The 22,197-nt window shown below is 59.2% G+C and carries 34 protein-coding genes; 3 read left to right on the top strand and 31 right to left on the bottom strand.

Translation table 11 applies throughout. From position 1 onward, the window contains the following. The first annotated feature begins 170 nt into the window (after positions 1–170). Together msrP and msrQ are read left to right on the top strand one after the other, a co-directional pair. Entirely contained in the window at positions 171–1,112 is a 942-nt protein-coding gene (gene msrP, locus IB265_RS06970) for a protein-methionine-sulfoxide reductase catalytic subunit MsrP (RefSeq protein WP_110878294.1), read from the top strand. Positions 1,113–1,114: 2 nt separating this feature from the next. Then, a complete protein-coding gene (msrQ, locus tag IB265_RS06965) occupies positions 1,115–1,768 on the top strand; it encodes a protein-methionine-sulfoxide reductase heme-binding subunit MsrQ (RefSeq protein WP_110878293.1) in 654 nt (217 codons plus the stop codon). A 141-nt stretch (positions 1,769–1,909) separates the two neighbouring features. Here the strand turns inward: msrQ and rplQ are convergent, their stop codons facing one another. The 31 genes from rplQ to rpsL all read right to left on the bottom strand — a co-directional run bounded on the left by rplQ (position 1,910) and on the right by rpsL (position 21,272). Continuing rightward, on the bottom strand, positions 1,910–2,335 hold the full coding sequence (gene rplQ, locus IB265_RS06960) for a 50S ribosomal protein L17 (RefSeq protein WP_057255585.1): 426 nt from the start codon (positions 2,333–2,335) through the stop codon (positions 1,910–1,912). A 44-nt stretch (positions 2,336–2,379) separates the two neighbouring features. Then, positions 2,380–3,390: a DNA-directed RNA polymerase subunit alpha gene (locus IB265_RS06955; RefSeq protein WP_034795592.1), complete on the bottom strand. Its 1,011-nt coding sequence runs from the start codon at positions 3,388–3,390 to the stop codon at positions 2,380–2,382. Positions 3,391–3,493: 103 nt separating this feature from the next. Then, entirely contained in the window at positions 3,494–3,883 is a 390-nt protein-coding gene (gene rpsK / locus IB265_RS06950) for a 30S ribosomal protein S11 (protein WP_003536496.1), read from the bottom strand. 226 nt (positions 3,884–4,109) lie between these two features. Next, the gene (rpsM, locus tag IB265_RS06945; protein WP_058329561.1) at positions 4,110–4,478 is read right to left on the bottom strand and encodes a 30S ribosomal protein S13; all 369 of its coding nucleotides are present in this window, start codon (positions 4,476–4,478) and stop codon (positions 4,110–4,112) included. A gap of 232 nt (positions 4,479–4,710) precedes the next feature. Further along, on the bottom strand, positions 4,711–5,289 hold the full coding sequence (locus tag IB265_RS06940) for an adenylate kinase (protein WP_057255584.1): 579 nt from the start codon (positions 5,287–5,289) through the stop codon (positions 4,711–4,713). Continuing rightward, positions 5,286–6,626, bottom strand: a complete 1,341-nt coding sequence (gene secY / locus IB265_RS06935) for a preprotein translocase subunit SecY (protein WP_058324770.1) — start codon at positions 6,624–6,626, stop codon at positions 5,286–5,288. Before secY ends, IB265_RS06940 begins: the two co-directional genes overlap by 4 nt. Positions 6,627–6,861: 235 nt before the next feature. Then, entirely contained in the window at positions 6,862–7,332 is a 471-nt protein-coding gene (gene rplO, locus IB265_RS06930) for a 50S ribosomal protein L15 (RefSeq protein WP_057255582.1), read from the bottom strand. A gap of 13 nt (positions 7,333–7,345) precedes the next feature. Further along, entirely contained in the window at positions 7,346–7,549 is a 204-nt protein-coding gene (gene rpmD / locus IB265_RS06925) for a 50S ribosomal protein L30 (RefSeq protein ID WP_058329562.1), read from the bottom strand. A gap of 12 nt (positions 7,550–7,561) precedes the next feature. Next, complete coding sequence (rpsE, locus tag IB265_RS06920) at positions 7,562–8,131, bottom strand: 30S ribosomal protein S5 (protein WP_057255580.1); 570 nt, start codon at positions 8,129–8,131, stop codon at positions 7,562–7,564. A 128-nt stretch (positions 8,132–8,259) separates the two neighbouring features. After that, positions 8,260–8,622 carry a 50S ribosomal protein L18 gene (rplR, locus tag IB265_RS06915; protein ID WP_025426679.1) on the bottom strand — a complete coding sequence of 121 codons (363 nt, stop codon included), beginning with the start codon at positions 8,620–8,622 and terminating at the stop codon, positions 8,260–8,262. A gap of 12 nt (positions 8,623–8,634) precedes the next feature. After that, positions 8,635–9,168 (bottom strand): 50S ribosomal protein L6, encoded by a 534-nt coding sequence (rplF, locus tag IB265_RS06910; protein ID WP_057255579.1) that lies wholly within the window; start codon positions 9,166–9,168, stop codon positions 8,635–8,637. A gap of 40 nt (positions 9,169–9,208) precedes the next feature. After that, positions 9,209–9,607 carry a 30S ribosomal protein S8 gene (gene rpsH / locus IB265_RS06905; protein WP_025426677.1) on the bottom strand — a complete coding sequence of 133 codons (399 nt, stop codon included), beginning with the start codon at positions 9,605–9,607 and terminating at the stop codon, positions 9,209–9,211. Positions 9,608–9,619: 12 nt separating this feature from the next. Continuing rightward, complete coding sequence (gene rpsN / locus IB265_RS06900; protein ID WP_057255578.1) at positions 9,620–9,925, bottom strand: 30S ribosomal protein S14; 306 nt, start codon at positions 9,923–9,925, stop codon at positions 9,620–9,622. Between the two features lie 34 nt (positions 9,926–9,959). After that, positions 9,960–10,517: a 50S ribosomal protein L5 gene (gene rplE / locus IB265_RS06895; protein ID WP_057255577.1), complete on the bottom strand. Its 558-nt coding sequence runs from the start codon at positions 10,515–10,517 to the stop codon at positions 9,960–9,962. Further along, positions 10,510–10,821 carry a 50S ribosomal protein L24 gene (rplX, locus tag IB265_RS06890; RefSeq protein WP_025426674.1) on the bottom strand — a complete coding sequence of 104 codons (312 nt, stop codon included), beginning with the start codon at positions 10,819–10,821 and terminating at the stop codon, positions 10,510–10,512. The genes rplE and rplX overlap by 8 nt, the downstream gene beginning before the upstream one ends. Positions 10,822–10,835: 14 nt before the next feature. Beyond that, entirely contained in the window at positions 10,836–11,204 is a 369-nt protein-coding gene (gene rplN, locus IB265_RS06885) for a 50S ribosomal protein L14 (protein WP_034795548.1), read from the bottom strand. Between the two features lie 178 nt (positions 11,205–11,382). Continuing rightward, a complete protein-coding gene (gene rpsQ / locus IB265_RS06880) occupies positions 11,383–11,619 on the bottom strand; it encodes a 30S ribosomal protein S17 (protein WP_057255576.1) in 237 nt (78 codons plus the stop codon). 12 nt (positions 11,620–11,631) lie between these two features. Further along, positions 11,632–11,832, bottom strand: a complete 201-nt coding sequence (rpmC, locus tag IB265_RS06875; protein WP_057255575.1) for a 50S ribosomal protein L29 — start codon at positions 11,830–11,832, stop codon at positions 11,632–11,634. A gap of 11 nt (positions 11,833–11,843) precedes the next feature. Further along, positions 11,844–12,257 carry a 50S ribosomal protein L16 gene (rplP, locus tag IB265_RS06870; protein WP_011975175.1) on the bottom strand — a complete coding sequence of 138 codons (414 nt, stop codon included), beginning with the start codon at positions 12,255–12,257 and terminating at the stop codon, positions 11,844–11,846. 38 nt (positions 12,258–12,295) lie between these two features. Beyond that, the gene (rpsC, locus tag IB265_RS06865; protein ID WP_057255574.1) at positions 12,296–13,030 is read right to left on the bottom strand and encodes a 30S ribosomal protein S3; all 735 of its coding nucleotides are present in this window, start codon (positions 13,028–13,030) and stop codon (positions 12,296–12,298) included. Then, on the bottom strand, positions 13,030–13,419 hold the full coding sequence (rplV, locus tag IB265_RS06860) for a 50S ribosomal protein L22 (RefSeq protein ID WP_057255573.1): 390 nt from the start codon (positions 13,417–13,419) through the stop codon (positions 13,030–13,032). Before rplV ends, rpsC begins: the two co-directional genes overlap by 1 nt. Before the next feature lie 2 nt (positions 13,420–13,421). Next, positions 13,422–13,700, bottom strand: a complete 279-nt coding sequence (gene rpsS / locus IB265_RS06855) for a 30S ribosomal protein S19 (protein ID WP_018239488.1) — start codon at positions 13,698–13,700, stop codon at positions 13,422–13,424. A 15-nt stretch (positions 13,701–13,715) separates the two neighbouring features. After that, positions 13,716–14,552 carry a 50S ribosomal protein L2 gene (rplB, locus tag IB265_RS06850; protein WP_113478804.1) on the bottom strand — a complete coding sequence of 279 codons (837 nt, stop codon included), beginning with the start codon at positions 14,550–14,552 and terminating at the stop codon, positions 13,716–13,718. 43 nt (positions 14,553–14,595) lie between these two features. Beyond that, the gene (locus IB265_RS06845; RefSeq protein ID WP_057255571.1) at positions 14,596–14,889 is read right to left on the bottom strand and encodes a 50S ribosomal protein L23; all 294 of its coding nucleotides are present in this window, start codon (positions 14,887–14,889) and stop codon (positions 14,596–14,598) included. Beyond that, positions 14,886–15,506 carry a 50S ribosomal protein L4 gene (rplD, locus tag IB265_RS06840; protein ID WP_058324771.1) on the bottom strand — a complete coding sequence of 207 codons (621 nt, stop codon included), beginning with the start codon at positions 15,504–15,506 and terminating at the stop codon, positions 14,886–14,888. Before rplD ends, IB265_RS06845 begins: the two co-directional genes overlap by 4 nt. Positions 15,507–15,518: 12 nt before the next feature. Beyond that, complete coding sequence (rplC, locus tag IB265_RS06835) at positions 15,519–16,205, bottom strand: 50S ribosomal protein L3 (RefSeq protein ID WP_057255569.1); 687 nt, start codon at positions 16,203–16,205, stop codon at positions 15,519–15,521. A 138-nt stretch (positions 16,206–16,343) separates the two neighbouring features. Next, the gene (gene rpsJ, locus IB265_RS06830) at positions 16,344–16,652 is read right to left on the bottom strand and encodes a 30S ribosomal protein S10 (protein ID WP_003507767.1); all 309 of its coding nucleotides are present in this window, start codon (positions 16,650–16,652) and stop codon (positions 16,344–16,346) included. Positions 16,653–16,972: 320 nt separating this feature from the next. Further along, a complete protein-coding gene (gene tuf / locus IB265_RS06825) occupies positions 16,973–18,148 on the bottom strand; it encodes an elongation factor Tu (protein WP_034795467.1) in 1,176 nt (391 codons plus the stop codon). A 70-nt stretch (positions 18,149–18,218) separates the two neighbouring features. Continuing rightward, a complete protein-coding gene (fusA, locus tag IB265_RS06820; protein ID WP_057252176.1) occupies positions 18,219–20,318 on the bottom strand; it encodes an elongation factor G in 2,100 nt (699 codons plus the stop codon). A 33-nt stretch (positions 20,319–20,351) separates the two neighbouring features. Beyond that, complete coding sequence (gene rpsG / locus IB265_RS06815; RefSeq protein ID WP_057252175.1) at positions 20,352–20,822, bottom strand: 30S ribosomal protein S7; 471 nt, start codon at positions 20,820–20,822, stop codon at positions 20,352–20,354. A gap of 78 nt (positions 20,823–20,900) precedes the next feature. Continuing rightward, the gene (rpsL, locus tag IB265_RS06810) at positions 20,901–21,272 is read right to left on the bottom strand and encodes a 30S ribosomal protein S12 (protein WP_003507760.1); all 372 of its coding nucleotides are present in this window, start codon (positions 21,270–21,272) and stop codon (positions 20,901–20,903) included. A gap of 564 nt (positions 21,273–21,836) precedes the next feature. On the opposite strand from rpsL, the gene IB265_RS06805 reads away from it, so the two are divergent. Next, positions 21,837–22,133 (top strand): hypothetical protein, encoded by a 297-nt coding sequence (locus tag IB265_RS06805; protein WP_057252174.1) that lies wholly within the window; start codon positions 21,837–21,839, stop codon positions 22,131–22,133. Positions 22,134–22,197 lie beyond the last annotated feature (64 nt).

Raw genomic sequence — 22,197 nt, 5'->3', positions numbered from 1 at the left:
CGTTCAGATAGGATTTCGCGCGAAAAAAGGCAAATGTTGGCGCAGGATACGCAAAGTTGCCGGCTTCACGCGCTACGCACGAAAACGTGGTTCCGCACCCCTTTCACGGTGATCGAAAGTCTGCTGAGTTCGTACAAGACAAGGCTCATAAACCACTCTCGGATAAGACCATGCCATCCTACCGTCCACCACGAATCGTTTCCTCCGAAATCACGCCGGAGAACATCTTCATCAATCGCCGCGCATTCCTGGGCGCCGCGGTCGGCGGCGTCCTTCTTGCCGGAAGCGGCACAGGTATCGCGGCGGCGCTTAGCGCACCAAAAGGCAAATACGTCGTCGACGAGGACCTGACCCCCGAAGCTGACGTCACGGGCTACAACAACTTCTATGAATTCGGGACCGGCAAGGGCGATCCGGCCGCCAATTCGAGCGGCTTCAAGCCGACCCCCTGGACAGTGAAGGTCGATGGCCTCGTCGGCAAACCGAAGGAGTTCGGGCTGGAGGAACTGCTGAAGTTCCCCATCGAGGAACGCGTCTATCGCATGCGCTGCGTCGAGGCGTGGTCGATGGTGATCCCCTGGACCGGCTTCCAACTTTCGACCCTGCTCGACAAGGTGGAGCCGCTGGGCAGCGCCAAATATGTCTCGTTCGAAACGGTCGTTCGCCCGGCGGAGATGTCGGGCCAATCCGGCTTCTTTCAGCCGTTGCCCTGGCCCTATCGCGAAGGACTGAGGCTCGATGAAGCCCGTCACCCGCTCACTCTGCTGTCCGTCGGCGTCTACGGCAAAACGCTTCCCAACCAGAATGGCGCACCGATTCGGCTCGTCACCCCCTGGAAGTACGGCTTCAAGGGGATCAAGTCGATCGTGCGGATCTCGCTCACCGAGGCGCAGCCGCCCTCCACCTGGAACCTCTCGGCCCCCAACGAGTACGGCTTCTATGCCAACGTCAACCCGGCCGTCGATCACCCGCGCTGGAGCCAGGCGACGGAGAACCGCATCGGGGGCGGAGGCTTCTTCGGCTCCAACCGTCGCGACACCCTGCCCTTCAACGGCTATGCCGACGAGGTTGCCAGCCTCTATGCCAGCATGGATCTGAGAGCGAACTACTGACGATGGCCGGCCTGCCCATACTCCCGAAACGCTTTCATTCGGCCTCGGTCTGGGCGCTCTATGGCTTTGGCCTGGTGCCGGCGGCGTTTGCCTTCTATCTCGGCGCTACCGGGCAACTGCCCGGCAATCCGGTCAAGGGATTCGAGCATCTGCTCGGGATCTGGGCGCTGCGCTTTCTCGTGGCCACGTTGGCAATCACCCCGATTCGCGATCTCTTCGGCATCAACTGGCTACGCTACCGCCGGGCGCTCGGGCTGCTGGCATTCTACTACGTGCTGATGCACTTCCTGGCCTACATGCTGCTCGATCAGGTGCTGAACGTCCCGGCGATCCTCGCCGACATCGCGCGCCGTCCGTTCATCACCATCGGCATGGCGGCCCTCGTCATGCTGATCCCGCTGGCGTTGACGTCCAACACCTGGTCGATCCGCAGGCTTGGCACCCGCTGGAACACGTTACACAGGCTCGCCTACGTGATTGCTGCCGCCGGCGCCCTGCATTTTGCCATGTCGGTGAAGGTCGTTGGCCCCGAGCAGATGCTCTATCTCGGCTTGGTCGCCGCGTTGCTTCTCTGGCGGTTGGCGCGCAAACCCTATCTCCGTCGCAAACGTCAGACGGCGAGCGCGCCGGCCAGGGCGATCCCAGGAAAAGTGTAATTTTCCCATTCGCTCGGAGCAGCCGGATACTCGGTCGCTCAAGCGCTCGACCAAGCATTGAAATGGTGCAAACCACCGCCCATAGAAAAATGGCCGGGTGATGAACACCCGGCCATTTCGATTTCACTGCCTTCGATCGGCTTAGGCTGCTTCAGCAGCTTCAGCTTCAGCGGCAACGCGGGCGAGATCCTTCGCACCCTTTGCCGAGACGTCGCGGTCAACGAATTCGATGACGGCGAGCGCGGCGTTGTCGCCGTGACGGAAGCCGGCCTTCATGATGCGCAGGTAGCCGCCGTTGCGGGTGGCGTAGCGCGATGCAATCGTGTCGAACAGCTTCGAAACGACAGCGGCGTCGCGGATCTGCGAGATCGCCTGGCGGCGAGCGTGCAGGTCACCGCGCTTGCCGAGCGTGACGAGCTTCTCGACGATCGGGCGGATTTCCTTGGCCTTCGGCAGGGTCGTAACGATCTGCTCGTGTTCGATCAGCGAAGCTGCCATGTTGGCAAACATCGCCTTGCGGTGGCTGGCGGTTCTATTCAGCTTGCGGCCGGCTTTACCGTGGCGCATGGCTATTCTCCTTCACTTGCAGGCATCCGCCCGCAGTCTAATGGTTAGTATTGGTCTTCGTAACGCTTGGCGAGATCTTCGATGTTCTCAGGCGGCCAGGACGGCACTTCCATGCCGAGGTGCAGACCCATGGAAGCGAGAACTTCCTTGATTTCGTTCAGCGACTTGCGACCAAAATTCGGCGTGCGGAGCATTTCTGCTTCGGTCTTCTGAATGAGGTCGCCGATGTAGACGATGTTGTCGTTCTTCAGGCAGTTGGCCGAACGGACCGAAAGTTCCAGTTCGTCGACCTTCTTGAGAAGCGCCGGGTTGAAGGCGAGTTCGGTGACTGCCTCTTCCTCTGCTTCCTTCTGCGGCTCGTCGAAGTTGACGAAAACCGACAGCTGGTCCTGAAGGATGCGGGCCGCAAATGCGATCGCATCTTCACCGGTGACGGAACCGTCCGTCTCGATGGACATCGTCAGCTTGTCGTAGTCAAGAACCTGGCCTTCACGGGTGTTTTCCACCTTGTAGGACACCTTCTTGACCGGCGAGTACAGGCTGTCGACCGGGATCAGGCCGATCGGAGCATCTTCCGAACGGTTGCGATCAGCCGGCACGTAGCCCTTGCCGTTGTTGACGGTGAACTCCATGCGGATCTCGGCGCCCTCGTCGAGGGTGCAGATCACATGGTTCGGGTTGAGGATTTCGATATCGCCAACCGTCTGGATGTCACCGGCGGTTACAACGCCCGGACCCTGCTTGCGCACAACCATGCGCTTTGCGTCGTCGCCATCCATCTTGATGGCGATTTCCTTGATGTTGAGCACGATGTCCGTCACATCTTCCCGGACGCCCGGGATAGAGGAGAACTCGTGCAGGACGCCGTCGATCTGCACTGCGGTGACAGCAGCACCACGCAGCGACGACAGAAGCACGCGGCGAAGCGCGTTGCCGAGGGTCAGACCGAAGCCGCGCTCAAGCGGTTCCGCAACCAGCGTTGCCTTGGTGCGGCCGGAGGAGACGAACTCCACCTTGTTCGGCTTGATCAGTTCCTGCCAATTCTTCTGGATCATGTTTTCTGCCTTCCGTTCGTTGCCACCATCCAATCGTGACAACCGAGCCCCGAAGACCGGGAGAGAGCGGATGCCCCCTCACCGGCATGTTGAACGCAAATGATCAGACGCGGCGCTTCTTGCGCGGGCGGCAACCGTTGTGCGGGATCGGGGTCACATCGCGGATCGAGGTGATCATGAAGCCCGCAGCCTGCAGCGCGCGAAGAGCGGATTCACGGCCGGAACCCGGGCCGCAAACTTCGACTTCCAGCGACTTCATGCCGTGTTCCTGAGCCTTCTTGGCGCAGTCTTCAGCGGCGATCTGAGCGGCAAACGGGGTCGACTTACGCGAACCCTTGAAACCCTTGGCACCGGCAGACGACCAGGCAATCGCGTTGCCCTGTGCGTCGGTGATGGTGATCATGGTGTTGTTGAACGACGAATTGACGTGAGCAACGCCAGACGTGATGTTCTTGCGTTCGCGACGGCGAACGCGGGTGGCTTCCTTGGCCATAGGATCCCTTTCTTAGATCTCTGCACCGCCGTAATTCCAGCGGCTCCACCGGGAAAAGGATTTGTCGTCCCCTGCCCTGCATCTTCATTCTCCCGCCGAGAGGATATCCACTCCGCGGACTTCACACCCGGTCATTGGACCGGACGGCGGTCAGGCAAGCGCCTTTCCAAACTGCAAAAGGAGGCCGGCGCTTGACGCCAGCCTCCCAATCTCCCTTTTCGGGAAATTACTTCTTCTTACCGGCAATCGCCTTCGCCGGACCCTTGCGGGTGCGAGCGTTGGTGTGGGTGCGCTGACCGCGAACCGGCAGGCCACGACGGTGACGCAGGCCGCGGTAGCAGCCGAGGTCCATCAGGCGCTTGATGTTCATCGAGGTCTCGCGACGCAGGTCACCTTCGACCTGGTAGTCACGGTCGATCGCTTCGCGGATCTGCAGGACTTCAGCGTCCGTCAGCTGATGCACGCGACGATCAGCCGGGATACCGACCTTCTCGATGATTTCCTGTGCGAATTTCGGGCCGATCCCGTGAATGTAGGTCAGCGCGATAACTACGCGCTTCGCCGTCGGGATGTTGACGCCAGCGATACGTGCCACGTCTATTCTCCTTGCGTTCCAGTTGCCATCCGGCAATAGGTGCTTCGTTACGCGACCTCGAAGAGCCGCACGTTGATTGAGGTTCGAGACACGTCAAAAACGACCGTACTCGGACTTCATTTTCTTTGAAGACCGCGCCGATCGCTCTCATGTCGCGAGTTGGCGCTGTCTTTGGCGGAATCGGCCGGAAAAGTCAACTCCCCGGCGGTTCCTTTTCGGCAAAGACCAGTGTCTAAGCCAGAATCTTCTCGATCTCGGCAGTAACGGTGTTCACATCCGCCATGCCATCCACCGTTCTCAGCTGCCCCGTACCGGCATAATGCTCCGACAACGGTGCGGTCTTTTCACGATACTCGGTCAGCCGGCGCTTGAACGCCTCCGGATTGTCGTCCGAACGGACCGTGCCTCCCGCAGCGATGGTTTCCGCTACGCGATTCTCCATCCGCTTTACAAGGGCTGCCTCGTCGACCTTCAGCTCGATGACTGCGTCGAGCTTCAGACCTTTGCCCTCGAGCATCTTGCCGAGCGCAATCGCCTGCGGAACGGTACGCGGGTAACCATCAAGGATGAAACCCTTTGCACAATCCGGCTGGTCGATGCGATCCGACACGATTTCGTTGACGATCTCATCGGATACCAGCTGACCGGCATCCATGACGGCCTTGGCACGCTTGCCGACCTCAGTCGCCTGGGCAACGGCCGCCCGCAGCATATCGCCTGTGGAAAGCTGCGGAATGCCGTATCTCTCCGTCAGAAGCTTGGCTTGCGTCCCCTTGCCAGCGCCCGGCGGTCCCAAAAAAATCAGTCTCATCGTCCCCTCTTTCCTCCGCGCAGCTTCGACTTCTTGATCAGCCCCTCATATTGCTGTGCGATGAGGTGGCCCTGGATCTGTGCTACCGTATCAAGGGTCACGCTGACAACAATCAAAAGCGACGTACCACCAAGGTAGAACGGCACGCCGGTCTGCGAAATCAGAACTTCCGGCAGAATGCAGACGAAGATCAGGTAGACCGCACCGATGACGGTGATGCGCGTCAGGACGTAATCGATGTATTCCGCGGTGCGCTCACCCGGACGAATGCCCGGAATGAAGCCGCCGTGCTTCTTGAGATTGTCGGCCGTGTCCTTCGGATTGAAGACGATTGCCGTGTAGAAGAAGGCGAAGAAGGCAATCATCGCACCGTAGAGGACCATGTAGAGCGGCTTGCCGTGAGCAAGTGCGCCAACGATGGTGGTGGCCCAGCCCGGCAGCGCCGCCGTGTTGGCAAAGCCCGCGAGCGTTGCCGGCAAGAGCAGCAGTGAGGATGCGAAGATTGCCGGGATGACGCCCGAAGTGTTGAGCTTCAACGGTAGGTGCGAGGTGTCGCCCTGGAACATGCGGTTGCCGACCTGGCGCTTCGGATACTGGATCAGAAGTCGGCGCTGCGCCCGTTCGACAAAGACGATAAGGGCGATGACGGCAACGACCATGATGATGATCGCAAGGATCAGCGGCGTCGAAAGCGCGCCGGTGCGGCCGAGTTCGAGCGTACCGGCGAGAGCCGTCGGCAGGTGCGCGACAATACCAGCGAAGATGATCAGCGAAATACCGTTGCCGATACCGCGCGAGGTGATCTGCTCACCGAGCCACATCAGGAACATGGTGCCGCCGAGCAGGGAAATGACAGTCGAAATGCGGAAGAACCAGCCCGGATCGTTCACAAGGCCATTGCCGCTCTCGAGGCCGACGGCGATGGCGTAAGCCTGCGCCGTGCCGAGAAGCACCGTGCCGTAGCGGGTGTACTGGTTGATGATCTTGCGTCCCTGCTCACCTTCCTTCTTCAGCTGTTCCAGAGCCGGAACGACCGAGGTCATCAGCTGAACAATGATCGAGGCAGAGATATAGGGCATGATGCCGAGCGCGAAGATCGCCATGCGCTCAACTGCACCGCCCGAAAACATGTTGAAGAGGCCGAGAATGCCGCCGCTCTGGCCGCGGAATGCCTGGGCAAACGCTTCCGGGTTAAGACCGGGCAGCGGAATATAGGTGCCAAGACGGTAAACCAGAAGCGCACCAAGCGTGAACCAAAGCCGTTTCTTCAGATCTTCCGCCTTGGCGAAAGTCGAGAAATTCAGGTTCGAGGCGAGCTGTTCCGCTGCAGAAGCCATGCAATTCTCCGCGTACCAAATCTCGGAATCAGCGGGAACACCCGGTCCGTTCCGGAAGGAGTAACTTTTCGTATTGAAAACCGGACGCGAGGCGATTGTGTCTGCAATCGGATGCCTCACCGTGGTTTCCGCTATGTCCGCTTGCGGCAAGCGATTCGCCGGCTGCGGACGTGAGGCTCACATATGGGAGCAAAACCGCCCGGAGTGAAGCACCCCGGGCGGTTCATCAATAATATTATTCAGCAGCGGCTGCGAGCAGCTTGACCGAACCGCCGGCCTTTTCGATCTTTTCGATCGCCGACTTGGAAGCGCCAGCGACTTCGATCGAAACCTTCGCCTTCAGTTCGCCGTCAGCGAGAACGCGGACGCCGTCCTTTTCGCGACGGATGACGCCGGCAGCCTTGAGGGCAGCCGCATCGACGGTCTTCGAAGCGTCGAGCTTCTTGGCGTCAATTGCCGTCTGGATACGGCCGAGCGACACGACAACAAACTCCGAAGCGAAGATGTTGTTGAAGCCGCGCTTCGGCAGACGACGGTAGATCGGCATCTGGCCGCCTTCGAAGCCGTTGATAGCAACGCCCGAACGAGCCTTCTGACCCTTGACACCGCGGCCGGCCGTCTTGCCGGAACCCGAACCGATACCACGGCCGAGACGCTTACGGCTGTGGGTAGAGCCTTCGTTGTCCTTGATTTCATTCAGTTTCATGAGCTTATCCCCCTCACTTCTCGTCGACGACGCGAACGAGGTGCTGGACGGTCCGGATCATGCCGCGAACAGACGGAGTGTCTTCGAGCGTGCGAACCCGGTGCATCTTGTTGAGGCCCAGACCGATGAGCGTCTGACGCTGCACGGCCGGACGGCGAATGGGGCTACCGATCTGCTCGACGGTAACCGTCTTCTTGGCAAGTTCTTTCTTAGCCATCTGTCAGCTCCCTTATTCTTCGGAAGCAGCGCCGGAGGAAACACGACGAGCCTGGAGCGTGGCGTACTTGATGCCGCGCTGAGCTGCGATGTCCTTCGGGTGCATCTGGTTCTTGAGGGCGTCGAAGGTTGCGCGAACCATGTTGTAGGGGTTCGACGAACCGGTCGACTTGGCGACGACGTCATGAACGCCGAGCGTTTCGAAGACGGCGCGCATCGGGCCACCGGCGATGATACCGGTACCGGCCTTGGCCGAACGCAGCAGCACCTTGCCGGCGCCGTGACGGCCATGAACGTCGTGATGCAGGGTACGACCACCACGCAGCGGGACGAAAATCAGGTCGCGCTTGGCAGCTTCCGTCGCCTTGCGGATGGCTTCCGGCACTTCGCGTGCCTTGCCATGGCCGAAGCCGACGCGGCCCTTCTGGTCGCCAACGACGACGAGAGCGGCGAAACCGAAACGACGACCGCCCTTCACCACCTTGGCGACGCGGTTGATTGCTACGAGCTTGTCGACAAATTCGCTGTCGCGCTCTTCGCGGTTCTGGCGATCTTCGCGAGAACCCTTTCTTTCTTGTGCCATTGTCCTTTTCCTTTTTCTTTTCCGGGTGCAATCGGCAGATTGACAAAAGTCGCCTCCGTCTTTCCGACTGGAAGCGACCGGAAACCACTGATCGTCCAGGGCGGACTCGAGGCCCGCCCTGTGATCGATCAGAAGTTCAGACCACCTTCACGTGCAGCTTCGGCCAAAGCCTTGATGCGGCCGTGATAGATGAAGGCGCCACGATCAAAGACAACGTCCTTGACGCCAGCCTTTACGGCGCGCTCAGCGATGAGCTTGCCGACGGCAGCAGCAGCTGCCGCGTCAGCGCCCGTCTTCAAAGACGAACGTAGATCGGTATCGAGCGTGGAGGCAGACGCAAGCGTCTTGCCGGCAACGTCATCGATAACCTGTACGTAGATGTTCTTCGACGAGCGATGAACCGACAGGCGCGGACGGCCATTGGCGACCGCCTTGATTTGACGGCGCACGCGGTTGGCGCGACGCACAAGAGTATCTTTCCTGCTAGCCATTTCGCGTGATCCTTACTTCTTCTTGCCTTCTTTGCGGACAATCCGCTCTTCGGCATACTTGACGCCCTTGCCCTTGTAGGGCTCGGGGCCACGGTATTCGCGGATTTCCGCGGCAACCTGGCCGACCTGCTGCTTGTTGATGCCGGACACGATGATTTCGGTCGGCTTCGGAACAGCAATCGTGATGCCTTCCGGCGTCTGGTAGACGACGTCGTGGCTGAAACCGAGCGCCAGTTGCAGGTTCTTGCCCTGCAGCGACGCACGATAACCAACGCCGTTGATTTCGAGCTTGCGCTCGTAACCGTCCTTGACGCCCTTCAAGATGTTCTCGATCATCGTGCGGGACATGCCCCACTTCGAACGAGCATCCTTGCTCTGGCTGAGCGGCTGTACGACAACCGCATTATCTTCGAGCTTTACCGAAACTTCGTCGTTTGCAACAAAGAACAGTTCGCCCTTCGGGCCCTTCGCCGTTACCTTCTGGCCATCAACGCTTGCCGTGACGCCTGCCGGAACCTGAACGGGCTTCTTACCGATACGAGACATTTTTATACCTGTCTGTTCGCTATGGAGAACTTGCTACGCCTTAGAAGACGGAGCAAAGAATCTCGCCACCAACATTCTGTTCGCGTGCCTGGTGATCGGCCATCACACCCTTCGGGGTCGAAAGGATGGTGATGCCGAGGCCGTTCGCGACCTGCGGAATGGACTTAACCGAGACATAAACTCGGCGGCCCGGCTTGGAAACGCGTCCGATCTCACGGATTACGGAAGCGCCTTCGTAGTACTTCAGTTCGATGTTCAGCTCGGCCTTGCCGTTGCCAAACACGACTTCAGAGTATCCACGGATGTAGCCTTCAGCCTGAAGGACATCCAGAACGCGTGCGCGGAGCTTCGAAGCCGGCGTGGAAACGCTCGACTTGCGGCGAGCCGCGCCGTTACGGATACGGGTGAGCATATCGCCCAGCGGATCAGTCATTGCCATGTGCCCGTCTCCTTACCAGCTCGACTTGACGATGCCCGGCACCTTGCCGAGATTGCCCAGTTCGCGAAGCGCAATACGCGACATACGAAGTTTACGATAGTAGGCGCGCGGACGGCCGGTGACTTCGCAGCGGTTGCGAATGCGGGTCTTGGATCCATCGCGCGGCAGACCTGCCAGCTTGATGGTTGCCTTGAACCGCTCTTCGATCGGCAGAGACTGGTTCATGATGATTGCCTTCAGCGCGGCACGCTTTGAAGCTTGCCCGGCAACCAGTTTGCGGCGGCGCTTGTTCTTTTCAACTGCGCTCGTTTTCGCCATAACAGTTATCCTTCTTTACGCTTGTCGTTACGGATTACTGACGGAACGGGAAGTTGAACTCTGTGAGCAGAGCGCGTGCTTCGTCGTCGTTAGTAGCCGTCGTGCAAACGATGATGTCCATGCCCCACATCTGATCAACCTTGTCGTAGTTGATCTCAGGGAACACAATGTGCTCCTTGACGCCCATGGCGAAGTTGCCACGGCCATCGAAGGACTTCGGATTGAGGCCACGGAAGTCGCGAACGCGCGGAAGAGCGATGTTCACGAGACGATCCAGGAACTCATACATCCGAACGCCGCGCAGGGTAACCTTGGCACCAATCGGCATGCCTTCGCGAAGCTTGAAGCCTGCGATGGAGTTGCGAGCGCGGGTGATTACCGGCTTCTGACCAGCAATCGCAGCGAGGTCGGCAGCAGCAACGGTCGGCTTCTTCGAGTCGCCCGTCGATTCGCCAACACCCATGTTGATGACGATCTTGTCGAGGCGCGGGATCTGCATTTCGTTGGCGTAGGAGAACTTCTCCTGCATCGCCTTGCGGATGCGCTCTACGTATTCCTTCTTGAGCCGCGGCTCGTAAGCGGACTTAGCCATCGATCACTACTCCCGAACGCTTGGCCACGCGGACCTTCTTGTCACCGTCGATCTTGAAACCGACGCGAGTCGGCTTGCCGTCCTTCGGATCGGCAATCGCGATGTTCGAAAGATGGATCGAGGCTTCCTTATTGATGATGCCGGCTTCCTGGCTCTGGGTCTGGCGCTGGTGACGCTTCACCATGTTGACGCCACGCACAACAGCCCGGTCTTCCTTCGGCATAACCTGGACGACTTCGCCGGTACGGCCCTTGTCCTTACCGGTGAGAACGACAACCTTGTCGCCTTTGCGAATCTTTTGCATCTCTCTACGCTCCTTTAGAGTACTTCTGGAGCCAGCGAGATGATCTTCATGTGGTTCTTGGCGCGAAGTTCGCGCGGAACCGGTCCGAAGATACGGGTGCCGATCGGCTCTTTCTTGTTATCGATAAGAACGGCTGCGTTGGTGTCAAAGCGGATGACAGAGCCATCCGGACGGCGGATGTCCTTCGCAGTGCGAACGACAACAGCCTTCATGACATCACCCTTCTTTACGCGGCCGCGCGGAATGGCTTCCTTGATCGAAACGACAATGATGTCGCCGACCGACGCATACTTGCGCTTGGAGCCGCCCAGCACCTTGATGCACATGACACGACGTGCGCCGGAATTATCCGCCACGTCGAGGTTTGTTTGCATCTGAATCATGTCAGGTCGCCTTCTTGTTGTTACCCGGCCGGTTGGGTCGAAACCCCCTCGCCTGGCTTATAGTGCTCATCTCAAAGCAAAAGAACGCCCGGACTCGAGCGTTCCCCTGCTTCAATTGCGTGCTTCATACAGGTATTTGCCCAAGACGCAAGGGTCTTCAGGTCAAAACCTGCAGAAATCAAGCGTGGACGGCTACAACCGTCCAGCGCTTATCCTTCGAGATCGGCGCACATTCCTCAATGGAAACGACGTCACCAACCTTGAACTGGTTGTTTTCGTCGTGCGCCTTGTACTTCTTCGAGCGACGGACAGTCTTCTGGAGGATCGGGTGCGCAAAACGGCGCTCGACCCGGACGACGACGGTCTTGTCGTTCTTGTCGCTGACAACAGTGCCCTGCAGAATGCGTTTCGGCATATTTTCTGGTCCTTAGGCCTTGGCTTCTGCCGCCTTCTGGCGGGCAATGGTTTTGACGCGTGCGATGTCCTTGCGGACTTCGTTGATACGCGAAGACTTCTCGAGCTGGCCGGTTGCCTTCTGGAAGCGCAGGTTGAACTGCTCCTTCTTCAGCTTGGCAAGCTCTTCGTTGAGTTGATCGGCGCTCAGAGCGCGAACTTCTACGGCTTTCATGAGTTCACTCCTTACTCTGCGATACGCTGCACGAAGCGCGTCTTGACAGAGAGCTTGGCAGCGCCAAGACGAAGTGCCTCACGGGCAAGTTCTTCGCTGACACCATCGATCTCAAACATCATACGGCCGGGCTTGACCTTGCATGCCCAGTATTCGACCGAACCCTTACCCTTACCCATGCGGACTTCCGTCGGCTTGGCGGTTACGGGAACGTCGGGGAACACACGGATCCACACGCGGCCGGCGCGCTTCATGTGACGCGTGATCGCGCGGCGGGCCGCTTCGATCTCGCGCGCATTGACGCGGTTCGGCTCTTGAGCCTTCAGGCCGAATTCGCCGAAGGCAAGATCAGAACCGCCCTTGGCTACGCCCTTGATGCGGCCCTTGAACTGCTTGCGATACTTCGTACGCTTTGGCTGCAACATTTTTTTACTTCTCCGATATTGGCTGCCAAACGCGAATGTTACGCGTTTTCACGACGGCGGTCACGATCGCCACGGTCGCGATCACGGCTGCCAGGGCCCTGGTTGTCACTTTCGATCGCACGGCGCTCGGAAGCCATCGGATCGTGCTCAAGGATTTCGCCCTTGAAGATCCAGACCTTAATGCCGCAGATACCGAAAGCGGTTTCCGCTTCGGCCGTGCCGTAGTCGATGTCCGCACGCAGGGTGTGCAGCGGAACGCGACCTTCGCGGTACCATTCGGTACGAGCGATTTCGGCGCCACCGAGACGACCGGCGCAGGTGATCTTGATGCCTTCGGCGCCAAGACGCATGGCCGACTGAACAGCGCGCTTCATCGCACGGCGGAAAGCCACGCGGCGCTCGAGCTGCTGGGCGATCGACTGGGCAACGAGCGTTGCGTCAACTTCCGGCTTGCGCACTTCAACGATGTTGAGGTGCGTTTCGGAGTTGGTCATCTCGGAAAGCTTCTTGCGGAGCTTTTCGATGTCGGCGCCCTTCTTGCCGATGATGAGACCCGGGCGAGCCGAGTGGATCGTGACGCGGCACTTCTTGTGCGGACGCTCGATGACCACCTTGGCGATGCCGGCAGCCTTCAGCTCTTCCATCAGGTAAGCGCGGATCTTCAGGTCTTCATGAAGCAGCTGGCCGTATTCGGCGTTGTCTGCAAACCAACGGCTATCCCAGGTCCGGTTGATACCGAGACGGAAACCGATCGGATTAATCTTCTGACCCATTATGCGGCCTCCCCTTTGGCTTCCACTTCGCGAACGACGATCGTCAAGTGCGAGAACGGCTTTTCGACGCGCGATGCACGGCCGCGACCACGGGCGTGGAAGCGCTTCATGACGATCGACTTGCCAACGTAAGCTTCTGCAACGACGAGCGAATCGACGTCGAGATCGTGGTTGTTCTCTGCGTTTGCGATGGCAGATTCAAGGGTCTTCTTGACCGTTTCTGCAATGCGCTTGCGGGAGAACTCCAGTTCGGCCAGAGCGCGGTCGACCTTCTTGCCGCGGATCATCGCGGCAACCAGGTTGAGCTTCTGGGGGCTGACGCGGATCGTGCGCGCAATTGCCTGCGCCTCATTATCCTTCAGCCGGCGTTCGGCTTTTGCCTTGCCCATTGTTACTTCCTCTTTGCCTTCTTGTCCGCGCCATGACCGTAGTAGGTCCGGGTCGGAGAGAATTCGCCAAACTTGTGACCGACCATGTCTTCATTGACGCTGACCGGAACGTGCTTGCTGCCGTTGTAGACGCCGAAGGTGAGGCCGACAAACTGCGGAAGGATCGTGGAGCGGCGGCTCCAAATCTTGATCACTTCGTTACGACCGCCTTCGCGGACCTTCTCAGCCTTCTTGAGAAGATAACCGTCAACGAACGGACCTTTCCATACTGAACGAGTCATTCGAGACTTCCTCTCTTACTTCTTCTTCTGGTGCCGCGAGCGCATGATGAACTTGTCGGTCGCCTTGTTCGAGCGCGTACGCTTGCCCTTCGTGGGCTTGCCCCACGGGGTAACCGGGTGACGACCACCCGAGGTACGGCCTTCACCACCGCCGTGCGGGTGGTCAACCGGGTTCATGACGACGCCGCGAACGTGCGGACGCTTGCCGCGCCAACGCGAACGACCAGCCTTACCGTCATTGATGTTGCCGTGATCGGGGTTCGATACGGCGCCGATCGATGCGAGGCAGGAACCGTGCACGAGACGCTGTTCGCCCGAGTTCAGACGAAGGATCGCCATGCCCTGGTCACGACCGACGAGCTGCGCGTAGGTACCGGCGGAGCGGGCCATCTGGCCGCCCTTGCCCGGCTTCATTTCCACGTTGTGGATGATGGAGCCGACCGGGATGTACTGCAGCGGCATCGTGTTGCCGGGCTTGACGTCAACGGCCTTCTCCGAAGCGATGACCTTGTCGCCGGCAGCGAGACGCTGCGGAGCGAGGATGTAGGCCTTTTCGCCGTCGGCATAGTTGACGAGCGCGATGAAGGCGGTGCGGTTCGGGTCGTATTCCAGACGCTCGACCGTGCCTTCAACGTCGAACTTGCGACGCTTGAAGTCGACCAGGCGGTAGGTACGCTTGTGACCGCCGCCCTGGAAGCGAACGGTGATGCGACCGAGGTTGTTGCGACCGCCCTTGGAGGACAGGCCCTCGGTCAGCGCCTTGACCGGCTTGCCCTTGTAGAGGCCAGCCCGGTCAACGATGACCAGCTGGCGCTGGCTCGGGGTCGTCGGATTGAAACTTTTCAATGCCATTTTCTTGTTCCCTTTTGGGTTTTTACCCTAATGGGCCTATCCGTTAGAGACCGGTGGAGACGTCGATGGACTGACCGTCGGCGAGCGTAATGATCGCCTTCTTCACGTCCTTCTGCTTTCCGGCAAAGCCGCGGAAACGCTTCGTCTTGCCTTTGCGGACGAGCGTGTTCACGGCCGTAACCTTGACGCCGAACAGAGCTTCGACAGCAGCCTTGATTTCAGGCTTCGAAGCGTCCTTGGCGACGTTGAAGACGACCTGGTTCTGCTCGGAAACCAGCGTCGACTTTTCAGTGATCGAGGGAGACACGATCACGTCGTAGTGGCGAAGATCCGTCATTTGAACCGCTCCTCCAGAGCTTCCACGGCAGCCTTGGAAAGCACGAGCTTGCCACGGCGCAGAATGTCGTAAACGTTGATGCCCTGAACCGGCAGAACGTCCACGTTCGGGATGTTCTGGGCTGCGAGCTTGAAATTGTTCTCGATCTCGGCGCCGCCGATGATGAGAGCGTTGGTGAGGCCGAGCGATGCGAATACGCCGGCGAGAGCCTTGGTCTTGGCTTCCTTGGCAACGAGATCGTCGATGACGATGATCTCTGCAGCCTTCAGCTTGGCCGACAGTGCATGACGCAGGCCGAGGGCGCGAACCTTCTTCGGCAGATCATGCTCGTGGCTGCGGACGACCGGGCCATGGGCCTTGCCACCGCCGCGGAACTGCGGAGCGCGAGCGGAGTGGTGGCGGGCGCGGCCCGTACCCTTCTGCTTGTACATCTTGGCGCCGGTGCGCGAAACTTCTGCGCGGCCCTTGGCCTTGTGCGTGCCCTGCTGCTTCTTGGCGAGCTGCCAGCGAACGACGCGGGCAATGATGTCTTCACGGGGTTCGAGGCCGAAAATGGCGTCAGAAAGGGAAACCTTTCCCGCGTCCTTGCCCTCGAGGGTTTTGACGTTGAGATCCATTACTCGGCTCCCTTACTTCGATGCTTCGGCGCGCACAGCGGCCGGGCGCGGAGCGCCTTCCGGGGTGCCCGACTTGATGGCGTCACGAACGACGATCCAGGCACCCTTGGAGCCGGGGACTGCGCCCTTGACCAGGATCAGACCGCGGTCTTCATCGGTCGATACGACTTCGAGGTTCTGGGTGGTGACGCGGGTTTGACCCATGTGACCAGCCATGCGCTTGCCCTTCCAAACGCGGCCCGGATCCTGGTTGGAACCGGTAGAACCATGCGAACGGTGCGATACGGAAACGCCGTGCGTTGCACGCAGACCACCGAAGTTGTGGCGCTTGATCGCACCAGCAAAGCCCTTACCGATCGTGGTACCGGTGACGTCAACGAGCTGGCCGGCAACGAAATGGTTGGCCGTCAGTTCTGCACCGATGTCGATCAGGTTGTCCGCGGAAACGCGGAACTCGACGAGCTTCGCCTTCGGCTCGACGTTGGCAGCAGCAAAATGGCCGCGCATCGCCTTCGGCGTGTTCTTGACCTTCGAACGGCCGGCGCCCAGCTGGACAGCCACGTAGCCGTTCTTCTCTTCCGTACGCTGGGCTACCACCTGGCAGTTCTCCAGCTTCAATACTGTAACCGGGATATGCTCACCGGCGTCGTTATAGACGCGGGTCATTCCCACTTTCTGTGCAATCACACCTGAACGCATCGGTTCATTCCTCTTGAGAGTTAGTGATGGGGCGAGCCCCCTCACATCTCTGGTTTAAGGTTTCCTTGAGATCATCCGATCTTGAGGTCGCCCGTTTTCGGAAGCCGTTGGACCGGGGTCCACGTACCTTCCTTGTTATTAAAGCTTGATTTCCACGTCGACGCCGGCAGCCAGGTCGAGCTTCATCAGCGCGTCAACGGTCTGCGGGGTCGGGTCTACGATATCGAGAAGGCGCTTATGGGTGCGCATTTCGAACTGTTCACGGCTCTTCTTGTCGACGTGCGGCGAGCGGTTGACCGTAAACTTTTCAATGCGCGTCGGCAGCGGTACGGGACCGCGCACGCTTGCACCGGTACGCTTTGCCGTCGACACGATTTCGCGCGTCGAGGCGTCGAGGATCCGGTGATCAAACGCCTTGAGGCGGATGCGGATGTTCTGGCCGTTCATACGACTTATCCTTGTTCATGTTGTCTGCGGTTTCCGTGGAAAAACACGCATTGAACTTCGTTTAATGTTCGGCCAGTCCGCTAATTTTCAAAGATCGGAGGGACAGGGTTTCCCCTGCCCCTTCCTATTTGAGCGGCCGTGGCCGGCCTGTCTTTTTGTGAGCGCACAACGTCGAAGCACCGTGCAAATCACGCGTGGGCGCCATTTGCACTATTTCGTCGTCTTCGGCAAGCCGTGCGACCAACTAATTCTTTCGGGGCGGGTATGTTCGAGGCGCATAGCACATGCGCCTCGCATTTCTCCGCCCTCAGTCTCGTCGATTACTCGACGATCGAGGCAACGATGCCTGCGCCGACGGTACGGCCACCTTCGCGGATCGCGAAGCGCAGCTTTTCTTCCATCGCGATCGGAACGATCAGCTCGACGGCAACGGTGACGTTGTCGCCCGGCATGACCATTTCCGTGCCTTCCGGCAGCGTCACGATGCCCGTCACGTCCGTCGTGCGGAAGTAGAACTGCGGACGGTAGTTCGTGAAGAACGGCGTATGACGGCCGCCTTCTTCCTTCGTCAGGATGTAGGCTTCAGCCATGAACTTCTTGTGCGGCTTGACCGAACCCGGCTTGCACAGGATTTGGCCACGCTCAACGCCGTCACGGTTAACACCACGGATCAGCGCGCCGATGTTGTCGCCGGCCTGGCCCTGGTCGAGCAGCTTGCGGAACATTTCAACGCCCGTAACCGTCGTCTTCGACGTGTCGCGGATGCCGACGATTTCAACTTCTTCGCCGACCTTGACGATACCGCGCTCAACGCGACCGGTCACAACCGTACCACGGCCCGAGATCGAGAACACGTCTTCGATCGGCATCAGGAACGGCTGGTCGATCGGACGCTCCGGCGTCGGGATGTAGGCGTCAACAGCAGCCATCAGCTCGCGGATCGCGTCTTCGCCGATCTTCTTGTCCGAATCTTCCAGAGCAGCAAGAGCCGAGCCCTTGATGATCGGAATGTCGTCGCCCGGGAATTCGTAGGACGACAGAAGTTCGCGAACTTCGAGTTCGACGAGCTCGAGAAGCTCGGCGTCGTCAACCTGGTCGACCTTGTTGAGGAACACGACGATTGCCGGAACGCCAACCTGGCGAGCGAGCAGGATGTGCTCGCGGGTCTGCGGCATCGGGCCGTCAGCAGCCGAGCAAACCAGGATCGCGCCGTCCATCTGAGCGGCACCGGTGATCATGTTCTTGACGTAGTCGGCGTGGCCGGGGCAGTCAACGTGAGCGTAGTGACGGTTCGGCGTCTCGTACTCAACGTGGGCCGTCGAAATGGTGATACCACGGGCCTTTTCTTCCGGCGCAGCGTCGATCTGGTCATACGCCTTGAACTCGCCGAAGTACTTCGTGATCGCTGCGGTCAGCGACGTCTTGCCATGGTCAACGTGGCCAATCGTGCCAATGTTAACGTGCGGCTTGTTGCGCTCAAATTTGCTCTTTGCCATTTCCGGCTCTCCGTTTTCTATCCCCTACCGGGGAAAACTTTTAACTTCTGTCAGCGAAAGGGTATTCCGGTCACTTCTGACCGGAATACTTCGCCTGGATTTCCTGTGCGACGTTCGACGGAACCGGCGCGTAGTGATCGAAGGTCATCGTGTACTGTGCGCGACCCTGAGACATCGAACGCAGGTTGTCGACGTACTTGAACATGTTCGCGAGCGGCACGTTTGCGGCGATCACGACAGCAACGCCACGCGATTCCTGGCCCTGGATCTGGCCACGACGAGAATTCAGGTCGCCGATAACGTCACCGACATAGTCTTCCGGCGTTACGACTTCGACCTTCATCATCGGCTCGAGAAGCTGTGCGCCAGCCTTCTTGGCCGCTTCACGGAAGCAAGCACGCGATGCGATTTCGAAGGCCAGGACCGACGAGTCGACGTCGTGGAATGCGCCGTCGATGAGCGTCGCCTTGACGCCCAGCATCGGGAAGCCAGCGAGCGGACCCGAAGACAGAACGCTTTCGATACCCTTCTGAACGCCCGGGATGTATTCCTTCGGAACAGCACCGCCGACGATCTTGGATTCGAACTTGAAGTCTTCGCCTTCCGGGTTCGGTTCGAAGACGATCTTGACGCGCGCGAACTGACCGGTACCACCGGACTGCTTCTTGTGCGTGTAGTCTTCTTCGTGCTGGCGCGTGATGGTTTCGCGGTAAGCAACCTGCGGCGCGCCGACGTTTGCTTCAACCTTGAACTCGCGACGCATGCGGTCGACGATGATGTCGAGGTGAAGTTCGCCCATGCCGGCGATGATCGTCTGACCGGATTCCTGGTCAGTCTTGACGCGGAAGGACGGGTCTTCGGCAGCCAGACGGTTGAGCGCGAGGCCCATCTTTTCCTGGTCGCCCTTGGACTTCGGCTCGATCGCGATCTGGATGACCGGCTCGGGGAACTCCATGCGCTCGAGGATAACCGGCTTCAGCGGGTCACAGAGCGTATCACCCGTCGTGGTTTCCTTGAGACCAGCCAGAGCAACGATGTCGCCAGCAAATGCTTCTTCGATGTCTTCACGGCTGTTGGAGTGCATCTGCAGCATGCGGCCGACGCGCTCGCGCTTGTCCTTGACCGTGTTCATGACCGACGAGCCCTTTTCGAGCTTGCCCGAGTAGATGCGCGCAAAGGTCAGCGAACCGACGAAGGGGTCGTTCATGATCTTGAACGCGAGCATCGAAAGCGGCTCGGCATCATCAGCGTGACGCTCGATCTCTGCTTCGGTCTTGGCGTCGATACCCTTGATCGCCGGAATGTCGAGCGGCGACGGCAGGTAGTCAACGACGGCGTCGAGAAGCGGCTGAACGCCCTTGTTCTTGAACGCGGTACCGCAGAACATCGGGTGGAACTTCACGTCGATGGTGCCGCGGCGAACGAGTTCGCGGATCTTGTCATTCGAGGGCATGTTGCCTTCGAGATAGGCTTCCATCGCAGCTTCGTCGATCTCGACAACGGTCTCGATCAGCTTTTCGCGATATTCTTCGGCCTTGTCCTTCAGGTCGTCCGGGATTTCGACAACGTCCCACTGAGCGCCGAGGGACTCGTCGCGCCAGACGAGAGCATTCATCTCGATCAGATCGATAACGCCCTTGAATTCGGTTTCAGCACCGATCGGCAGCTGCATGACGACAGCCGTTGCACCGAGACGGGTCTTGATCATCTCGACCGAGCGGTAGAAGTCGGCGCCGGTCTTGTCCATCTTGTTGCAGAAGATCATGCGCGGAACATTGTACTTCTCAGCCTGACGCCAGACGGTTTCCGTCTGCGGCTCAACACCGGCGTTGGCGTCGAGAAGCGCGATAGCACCGTCGAGAACGCGCAGCGAACGCTCGACTTCGATGGTGAAGTCAACGTGGCCGGGGGTGTCGATGATGTTGAAGCGGCGGGTCTTGCCGTCACGGCCCTTCCAGAAGGTGGTCGTGGCGGCAGAGGTGATGGTGATGCCGCGTTCCTGCTCCTGCTCCATCCAGTCCATGGTCGCAGCGCCGTCGTGGACTTCGCCGATCTTGTGGGACTTGCCGGTGTAGTACAGGATGCGCTCAGTCGTCGTGGTCTTGCCAGCGTCGATGTGCGCCATAATACCGAAATTACGGTAGTCTTCGATTTTGTATTCGCGTGCCATAGTGGACTGCCTCTTGAGACGTTCGCGCCAGAATTACCAGCGATAATGCGAGAACGCACGGTTGGCATCAGCCATCTTGTGCGTGTCTTCGCGCTTCTTCACGGCGCTACCACGGTTGTTCGCTGCGTCCATGAGTTCGCCGCACAGGCGATCAACCATGGTCGTTTCGTTACGCTTGCGTGCGGCCGCAATCAGCCAACGGATGGCGAGGGCCTGGCGACGCTCCGGACGAACATCGACCGGAACCTGGTAAGTTGCACCACCGACGCGGCGCGAACGCACTTCAACGTGCGGCGCGATGTTGTCGAGCGCAGAGTGGAATACGGTGATCGGCTCTTGCTTCAGCTTGACCTGAACCGCATCGAACGCGCCGTAGACAATGCTTTCGGCAACAGACTTCTTGCCGTGCAGCATGATGGCGTTCATGAACTTCGTGACAACCAGATCACCGAACTTCGGATCCGGATTGATCTCGCGCTTTTCTGCTTTATGACGTCGGGACATACTTCTCGTCTCTTCAAACTGTTTCAGCGCTTTACCACGCGGAGGACCTCGCGCAGCGCCGGGATTTTCAAAACCGAATTACTTCGGACGCTTCGCACCGTACTTCGAACGACGCTGCTTGCGGTTCTTGACGCCCTGCGTATCGAGAACACCACGGATGATGTGGTAACGAACGCCCGGAAGGTCCTTAACGCGGCCGCCGCGGATCATGACAACCGAGTGTTCCTGAAGGTTGTGACCTTCACCCGGAATGTAGCCGATGACTTCGAAGCCGTTCGTCAGACGAATCTTGGCAACCTTACGGAGAGCCGAGTTCGGCTTCTTCGGGGTCGTGGTGTAAACGCGGGTGCAAACGCCACGCTTCTGCGGGTTTTCCTGCAGAGCAGGAACCTTATTGCGCTTTACCTGTGCCTGACGAGGCTTGCGGATCAGCTGGTTTACGGTAGGCATATACCCATCCCTTGCAAAATCTTATCACGTTACCCTTGCGGGCGGATCGTTGCCGTCGCCGGCAGTTTCGAACGCCTCATGAAATGCGCAAAACAGGGGCCGATCCGCCTTTCCGCAGATGGCCCCAAATAAAGCAGAGGACGCACTATCGTGCGCGTCTTGCGTGCAGCATTGTAGTCGTCGGCGTGCGTTTCGAACCTTGTTTGAGGCGAACTCCAGAACGCGACGTTCCGAACCAGCCAGCCTCACATGGGCTCCGATGCGGCGGGGTGTACTGATTTCAAGGCCAACAGTCAAGGGCAATTAAGAAATATTCTATCGCGCGCAGGCCTGACATGCCTGCAAAACAAGGCTTTTGCACATGGTTTCGAACCTTTTGCCCGCCTCTTTGGCCCTTCGACAGGCGGAGTGTCGGATAGGGTTAAGGAATCGGCAACCACTTTGTGGGGGTTTTCCACCATCTTCGAGTCGGTCGCTGCAGAAGCATTCGAGGCGCGATGCATTTCCATCGCGCCGGACAAAAAAGGGCGCTAAGGTCGCGCCAGCCAATCGAAAGGAAACAATATGGCCGTCACCCCAGACAACGACAATGCCCCGGACGAACCGATGGTGTTCATCATCATCGGCAAGGCCTATGAGACCGACGGCGACGAAGACGGCGTGGACATTCACGTGATGCTCAAGGCGCCCGACGACGATACCGCTGTTCGCGAAGCACTGAACGCCCTTGCCGAAGAGGGTTTTCTCGAGGCTGATCTGGACCAGATCGGCACACTGACCGAGATCCCGAGCGACGAACCCCACGCCTCCGCCTACCAGGGCGCACTCGAAGGCGAAGTGGCGATCATCCGCTTTAGCTAATCTTTGCAGTCAAGTGACCTTCGCCCTCGCCGTTGCCGCGCGGGGCGACCGCCCAAAAGAAGAA

It is taken from the genome of Ensifer sp. ENS10 (genome assembly GCF_014852025.1).
GTDB lineage: Bacteria > Pseudomonadota > Alphaproteobacteria > Rhizobiales > Rhizobiaceae > Ensifer.
The sequence above is the reverse complement of the archived record's forward strand: the minus strand, read 5'-3'. Positions and strand labels throughout refer to the sequence as shown.

Coding starts and splice junctions, on each gene's coding strand:
- IB265_RS06955 (WP_034795592.1), bottom strand. CDS start 3,390: ATGATCCAGAAGAATTGGCAGGAACTGATCAAGCCGAACAAGGTGGAG.
- rpsQ (WP_057255576.1), bottom strand. CDS start 11,619: ATGCCGAAACGCATTCTGCAGGGCACTGTTGTCAGCGACAAGAACGAC.
- rplD (WP_058324771.1), bottom strand. CDS start 15,506: ATGGATCTCAACGTCAAAACCCTCGAGGGCAAGGACGCGGGAAAGGTT.
- rpsJ (WP_003507767.1), bottom strand. CDS start 16,652: ATGAACGGCCAGAACATCCGCATCCGCCTCAAGGCGTTTGATCACCGG.
- rpsH (WP_025426677.1), bottom strand. CDS start 9,607: ATGGCAATGACTGATCCGCTGGGCGATATGCTCACCCGTATCCGTAAC.
- rplB (WP_113478804.1), bottom strand. CDS start 14,552: ATGGCATTGAAAAGTTTCAATCCGACGACCCCGAGCCAGCGCCAGCTG.
- rpsG (WP_057252175.1), bottom strand. CDS start 20,822: ATGTCCCGACGTCATAAAGCAGAAAAGCGCGAGATCAATCCGGATCCG.
- rpsC (WP_057255574.1), bottom strand. CDS start 13,030: ATGGGTCAGAAGATTAATCCGATCGGTTTCCGTCTCGGTATCAACCGG.
- IB265_RS06845 (WP_057255571.1), bottom strand. CDS start 14,889: ATGACGGATCTTCGCCACTACGACGTGATCGTGTCTCCCTCGATCACT.
- rplN (WP_034795548.1), bottom strand. CDS start 11,204: ATGATTCAGATGCAAACAAACCTCGACGTGGCGGATAATTCCGGCGCA.
- msrP (WP_110878294.1), top strand. CDS start 171: ATGCCATCCTACCGTCCACCACGAATCGTTTCCTCCGAAATCACGCCG.
- secY (WP_058324770.1), bottom strand. CDS start 6,626: ATGGCTTCTGCAGCGGAACAGCTCGCCTCGAACCTGAATTTCTCGACT.
- rpsS (WP_018239488.1), bottom strand. CDS start 13,700: ATGACTCGTTCAGTATGGAAAGGTCCGTTCGTTGACGGTTATCTTCTC.
- rplO (WP_057255582.1), bottom strand. CDS start 7,332: ATGAAACTGAATGAAATCAAGGACAACGAAGGCTCTACCCACAGCCGT.
- rpsN (WP_057255578.1), bottom strand. CDS start 9,925: ATGGCGAAAACGAGCGCAGTTGAAAAGAACAAGCGCCGCCGCAAACTG.
- rplF (WP_057255579.1), bottom strand. CDS start 9,168: ATGTCTCGTATCGGTAAGAAGCCCGTTCAGGTTCCGGCAGGCGTCACG.
- rpmC (WP_057255575.1), bottom strand. CDS start 11,832: ATGAAAGCCGTAGAAGTTCGCGCTCTGAGCGCCGATCAACTCAACGAA.
- rpmD (WP_058329562.1), bottom strand. CDS start 7,549: ATGGCTAAGAAAGAACTTGCCAAGAAGACGGTTACCGTCGAGCAGATC.
- rplV (WP_057255573.1), bottom strand. CDS start 13,419: ATGGGCAAGGCAAAAGCCGAACGCCGGCTGAAGGATAATGAGGCGCAG.
- msrQ (WP_110878293.1), top strand. CDS start 1,115: ATGGCCGGCCTGCCCATACTCCCGAAACGCTTTCATTCGGCCTCGGTC.
- rplP (WP_011975175.1), bottom strand. CDS start 12,257: ATGTTGCAGCCAAAGCGTACGAAGTATCGCAAGCAGTTCAAGGGCCGC.
- rplC (WP_057255569.1), bottom strand. CDS start 16,205: ATGCGTTCAGGTGTGATTGCACAGAAAGTGGGAATGACCCGCGTCTAT.
- tuf (WP_034795467.1), bottom strand. CDS start 18,148: ATGGCAAAGAGCAAATTTGAGCGCAACAAGCCGCACGTTAACATTGGC.
- IB265_RS06940 (WP_057255584.1), bottom strand. CDS start 5,289: ATGAGACTGATTTTTTTGGGACCGCCGGGCGCTGGCAAGGGGACGCAA.
- rpsE (WP_057255580.1), bottom strand. CDS start 8,131: ATGGCACAAGAAAGAAAGGGTTCTCGCGAAGATCGCCAGAACCGCGAA.
- rpsK (WP_003536496.1), bottom strand. CDS start 3,883: ATGGCCAAGGAAGCCACCCGCGTTCGCCGTCGCGAACGCAAGAACATC.
- rplE (WP_057255577.1), bottom strand. CDS start 10,517: ATGGCTAAGTCCGCTTACGAGCCGCGGCTCAAGAAGGAATACGTAGAG.
- IB265_RS06805 (WP_057252174.1), top strand. CDS start 21,837: ATGGCCGTCACCCCAGACAACGACAATGCCCCGGACGAACCGATGGTG.
- rplR (WP_025426679.1), bottom strand. CDS start 8,622: ATGGCTAGCAGGAAAGATACTCTTGTGCGTCGCGCCAACCGCGTGCGC.
- rplX (WP_025426674.1), bottom strand. CDS start 10,821: ATGCAAAAGATTCGCAAAGGCGACAAGGTTGTCGTTCTCACCGGTAAG.
- fusA (WP_057252176.1), bottom strand. CDS start 20,318: ATGGCACGCGAATACAAAATCGAAGACTACCGTAATTTCGGTATTATG.
- rplQ (WP_057255585.1), bottom strand. CDS start 2,335: ATGCGCCACGGTAAAGCCGGCCGCAAGCTGAATAGAACCGCCAGCCAC.
- rpsL (WP_003507760.1), bottom strand. CDS start 21,272: ATGCCTACCGTAAACCAGCTGATCCGCAAGCCTCGTCAGGCACAGGTA.